This is a genomic window from Streptococcus sp. 477, from assembly GCF_013277295.1.
Lineage (GTDB): Bacteria > Bacillota > Bacilli > Lactobacillales > Streptococcaceae > Streptococcus > Streptococcus pseudopneumoniae.
Window position 1 is genome coordinate 1 of record NZ_VMMQ01000096.1, and the last position, 4,803, is coordinate 4,803.

The window sequence follows — 4,803 nt, forward strand, 5'->3', positions numbered from 1 at the left end:
TTTTCATTGAGTATAAATAGATGGAAAAGAAAATCTTGTACAAGTTCCTGACAATTTCTTTCTTTTCGTGTATAATAGTGGAAAAGAGGTAAAACGAGGTATGGTTATGGAAGCAGTCCTTTACTCAACATTCCGAAATCATTTAAAGGACTACATGAAGAAGGTAAACGATGAATTTGAGCCTTTGACAGTGGTTAATAAAAATCCAGACGAGGACATTGTAGTCCTTTCAAAGAGCGAGTGGGATAGTATTCAAGAAACTCTGAGAATCGTTCAAAATAAGGAACTATCTGACAAGGTCTTGCGAGGAATGGCTCAAGTTCGTGCTGGAAGTACTCAGGTCCATGTTATTGAGGAGTGATGAATGCTACTCAAGTTTACAGAAGATGCGTGGGCAGATTATTGCTACTGGCAAACCCAGGACAAGAAAACGTTAAAAAGAATCAATAAACTAATCAAGGATATTCAACGTGATCCCTTTACAGGAATAGGTAAGCCAGAACCACTAAAGTATGACTACCAAGGAGCCTGGTCACGTCGTATCGACGCAGAAAATCGCTTGATTTATATGATGGATGGAGATAGCGTGGCTTTCTTGTCCTTTAAAGATCATTACTAAGTCTACTGCGAAGTAGGCTTTTTATTTTTTAAATTTTTATTAGTAAGTTTAAGATAAAGTTTTTTGGAAAATGACAGAATCCCTAATACAAAAGACAAAAACTCAGAAAAGAAAGTTAGTATATGAACTTCGATCTTTACCCTTGAATCCGCTTTATAACTCTTAATTTGTGGTATAATGAAGAGAATTGTAAATCATAAAAACAGGGGAAGCAAATGTCTAATTTTAAAGAAAAACTACCGATATTCCAGTCGAACGATGTTCAGATTTCAAATGTAGTCAATGCAGTTTGGTCGATTGCGAACACCTTACGTGGAGCTTATCGTTCGGATAAGTATCGAGTGATGTAATTAAAAATTGGATGAGAAGAAAAGATACAATTGAGTTTCTTGGTTTATGGAAAAGCTTAAACAACATGAATTTCAATTCGGTCGAATTCGACCGAATTAAATCGGAAGCTGGATATAATTCATTTACATTGTCTCCTAAGAAATGGGTAGAGAAAACTGGAGCAATCGGAATTATCTCAAAAGGTGGAAGATATGGTGGTGCATTTGCACATATAGATATTGCCTTTGAATTTGCTTCATGTATTTCTGCTGAATTTAAGATGTATGTAATTCAGGATTACAAAAGACTTAAGTCAGATTAAAATTCTAAGATATCATTAGGCTGGAATTTGAATAGAGAAATTTCTAAGATTAACTACAAAATTCATACAGATGCAATCAAAGAATATCTCTTAAAAGATCTTACCAACGAACAGTTGTCTTACAAGTATGTAAGTGAAGCAGATATGATCAATGTTGTTTTATTTAACAAAAGAGCTAAACAGTGGCGTGAAGAAAATAGGAACAATTAGTACAACACTTGTAGTAGTTGCGGGAGTAAGTGCGGGTGTGCTTGGAGGAAAATTTGACTTTAAATTTCCTAAAAAGATTTAATGGAGAATAATAAATATGAAGTTTAAAAATTATCTATTTGATTTATATCCTTATTTTCCCAAAGGTTTTTCATTATATAATAGAAAGGATCCTGATGTATGTAGTAAGGCGTTGTACGATGATTTATGTAAGATGTTTTTTGATGATGATTCAAAAGAAAAACTTAAAATAACATCTGTATGTAATAAATGCCAAAACTTTGGAAATGGAGATTTTTATACTTTATTTATTGATAAGGATAAGTATTTATTATCAAGTGATTATATAGGAGCCTCTATTTATTGGGCAAGAAAGGCAGGATTAAACGACAGAATAATTTTAGATCATTTGAGTATTTCAAGAACAATAGGTGGACACATTCTTTTCCCTAGAGGTGGTGGAAAATCAGAAACCGTTAATACAGCTAGAGGTGGAAAACCTAGAATCAAGAATGGAATTTATAAAGGATATTATGATCTTTTTGATTTAACACTATATGCTATAAAAGAATGGTTTGCGGGAAATAATAATTCAAAAATAGATTATGCTATAGAGAATTACCGTGAATGGTTTGAACTATTTTTTGATGATGATAATTGTAAAAATGGATTTGAGAAATTTGTCGAGTTTTTTAAGTTAGAAGGATTTATATATGAGCAAAATAAAATTATAGATTTAATTAAATCAGATTTAGAGAACAATCAGGTTGTCTTTTTAGATAAAGAAGATATTAGGATTGCTAGCACAGAAGAAGAATATATAAGATATATGAAAAATCTTAATATCATTATTCTAGAAAGAACTAAAAAAATATTATTATAAATATTTCAGCACCAGTTAAATAAAATGTGCGTTTTCTTTATCAAAAAAATTAATAAAAGAGGTTACCAAGAGGGATAAATTTTAAGTGTAGGGGGAATTTATCCTTTTTGCTTTTGAGGTAGAAGAGAAATCTATTGAATTATCCTATGAATATGTAGATGATGGATATAGTGGTTCTAATTTTGAGCGACCAAATTTTAAGAATATGATTGATGACCTGAATAAAGGAAAGTTTTCTATCATTATGGTAAAAGATTTATCTCGTTTCGGCAGAGATTATATCGAGTCAGGAAAGTACTTACAAAAGATATTTCTTGAAAAAGGTATTCGCTTTATATCTGTAAATGATAACTATGATAGTGATAATGCGGATGTTAGCGATATCCATTTAAGGTTTGTGAAAATCACTTTTTTATGGTAGAATGTAAAAGAATGTATGTCATTCGGAATAACAATAAAATGAGGTAAAAACATGGAAATCATGTCGCTTGCGATTGCTGTTTTTGCCGTCATCATTGGTTTAGTCATTGGATATGTCAGCATCTCAGCTAAGATGAAATCATCTCAGGAAGCTGCAGAGTTGATGCTTTTAAATGCTGAACAAGAAGCAACTAATTTACGTGGACAAGCTGAGCGTGAAGTGGATTTACTTGTTAATGAAGCCAAACGTGAAAGCAAGTCTCTTAAAAAAGAAGCACTATTGGAGGCCAAAGAAGAAGCCAGAAAATACCGTGAAGAAGTGGACGCTGAATTCAAATCAGAACGTCAAGAACTCAAACAAATCGAAAGTCGTTTGACAGAGAGAGCTACTAGCCTTGACCGTAAGGACGACAATTTGACGAGTAAAGAACAAACACTTGAACAAAAAGAACAAAGTATTTCTGATAGAGCGAAAAACCTTGATGCGCGTGAAGAGCAATTAGAGGAAGTCGAAAGACAAAAAGAAGCAGAACTAGAGCGTATTGGTGCTCTGTCTCAGGCAGAAGCACGAGATATTATCTTGGCACAGACAGAGGAAAACTTGACCAAGGAGATTGCCAGTCGTATTCGCGAAGCTGAGCAAGAGGTCAAGGAACGTTCTGACAAAATGGCCAAGGACATCCTGGTTCAAGCTATGCAACGTATCGCTGGTGAATATGTAGCGGAGTCAACAAACTCAACGGTTCATCTGCCAGACGATACTATGAAGGGACGCATTATTGGTCGTGAAGGTCGTAACATTCGTACCTTTGAAAGTTTGACAGGGGTCGATGTGATTATCGACGATACACCAGAAGTGGTGACCTTGTCAGGATTTGATCCGATTCGTCGTGAGATTGCCCGTATGACTATGGAAATGTTGCTCAAGGATGGTCGTATCCACCCAGCTCGTATCGAAGAGTTGGTTGAGAAAAACCGTCAAGAGATTGACAATAAGATCCGTGAATACGGTGAGGCTGCTGCCTATGAGATTGGCGCACCAAACCTTCATCCAGACTTGATGAAGATTATGGGTCGCTTGCAATTCCGGACTTCATATGGCCAAAATGTTTTGCGCCATTCGATTGAGGTTGCTAAGTTAGCTGGTATTATGGCCAGCGAGCTTGGTGAGAATGCGGCTCTTGCCCGTCGTGCTGGATTCCTTCACGACATCGGAAAAGCCATTGACCGCGAGGTTGAAGGTAGCCACGTTGAAATCGGTATGGAATTGGCACGTAAGTACAAGGAACATCCAGTTGTGGTCAATACGATTGCTAGTCACCACGGAGATGTTGAAGCTGAGAGCGTCATTGCAGTTATCGTTGCTGCAGCAGATGCCTTGAGCGCAGCTCGTCCAGGTGCTCGTAGTGAGTCTCTTGAAAGCTACATCAAGCGTCTCCATGATTTGGAAGAAATTGCGAACGGCTTTGAAGGGGTACAAAATAGCTTTGCCCTTCAAGCAGGACGTGAAATTCGTATCATGGTCAATCCAGGAAAAATCAAGGACGACAAAGTCACAATCTTAGCTCACAAAGTTCGTGAGAAAATTGAAAACAATCTCGATTACCCAGGAAATATCAAGATAACCGTGATTCGTGAGCTTCGTGCAGTAGATTATGCTAAATAATAAAAAACTGAGGTCAGTGAAATCTGACTTCAGTTTTTTTGAAGTACGACGGGCATGTGGTGCATCTGAGGTGTAATACTCTGTAAGCGCGTCATAACAAGGTATCTATCATTCATGGAAGACCTCCTGTATACTATTAGTAAAGTAAAACTATTGGAGGATATTTTAATGCCACAACCTATTGTTCCTGTAGAGATTCCACAATCTCGTCGTTTTGATTCTAAAAAGAGAAATGATATTCTGCTTAAAATTCGTATTGGCAAGCTTGAAGTAAGTTTTTTTCAATCTCTCAATCTCGAAATGATAGAACAGCTTTTGGATAAGGTGTTGCTCCATGACAATTCATCTATCTA

At 36.1% G+C, this 4,803-nt stretch carries 6 protein-coding genes and 2 pseudogenes; all 8 read left to right on the top strand.

The genetic code is table 11. From position 1 onward, the window contains the following. The first annotated feature begins 106 nt into the window (after positions 1-106). Entirely contained in the window at positions 107-361 is a 255-nt protein-coding gene (locus HT691_RS10490) for a type II toxin-antitoxin system Phd/YefM family antitoxin (RefSeq protein WP_016398854.1), read from the top strand. Positions 362-364: 3 nt separating this feature from the next. Then, a complete protein-coding gene (locus tag HT691_RS10495) occupies positions 365-619 on the top strand; it encodes a Txe/YoeB family addiction module toxin (protein ID WP_000924730.1) in 255 nt (84 codons plus the stop codon). Between the two features lie 346 nt (positions 620-965). After that, positions 966-1,469: pseudogene (locus HT691_RS11710) on the top strand (KilA-N domain-containing protein); the annotation flags it as partial. Beyond that, a complete protein-coding gene (locus tag HT691_RS10505; RefSeq protein WP_000899898.1) occupies positions 1,423-1,563 on the top strand; it encodes a hypothetical protein in 141 nt (46 codons plus the stop codon). The pseudogene HT691_RS11710 and the gene HT691_RS10505, both read left to right, overlap by 47 nt. 15 nt (positions 1,564-1,578) lie before the next feature. Beyond that, entirely contained in the window at positions 1,579-2,364 is a 786-nt protein-coding gene (locus HT691_RS10510) for a hypothetical protein (protein WP_172925366.1), read from the top strand. A 136-nt stretch (positions 2,365-2,500) separates the two neighbouring features. Next, positions 2,501-2,755: pseudogene (locus tag HT691_RS10515) on the top strand (recombinase family protein); the annotation flags it as partial. An 81-nt stretch (positions 2,756-2,836) separates the two neighbouring features. After that, positions 2,837-4,450 carry a ribonuclease Y gene (locus HT691_RS10520; protein WP_000404950.1) on the top strand — a complete coding sequence of 538 codons (1,614 nt, stop codon included), beginning with the start codon at positions 2,837-2,839 and terminating at the stop codon, positions 4,448-4,450. Positions 4,451-4,618: 168 nt separating this feature from the next. After that, on the top strand, positions 4,619-4,803 hold a 185-nt coding region (locus HT691_RS10525), incomplete at its 3' end, for a hypothetical protein (RefSeq protein ID WP_031233472.1).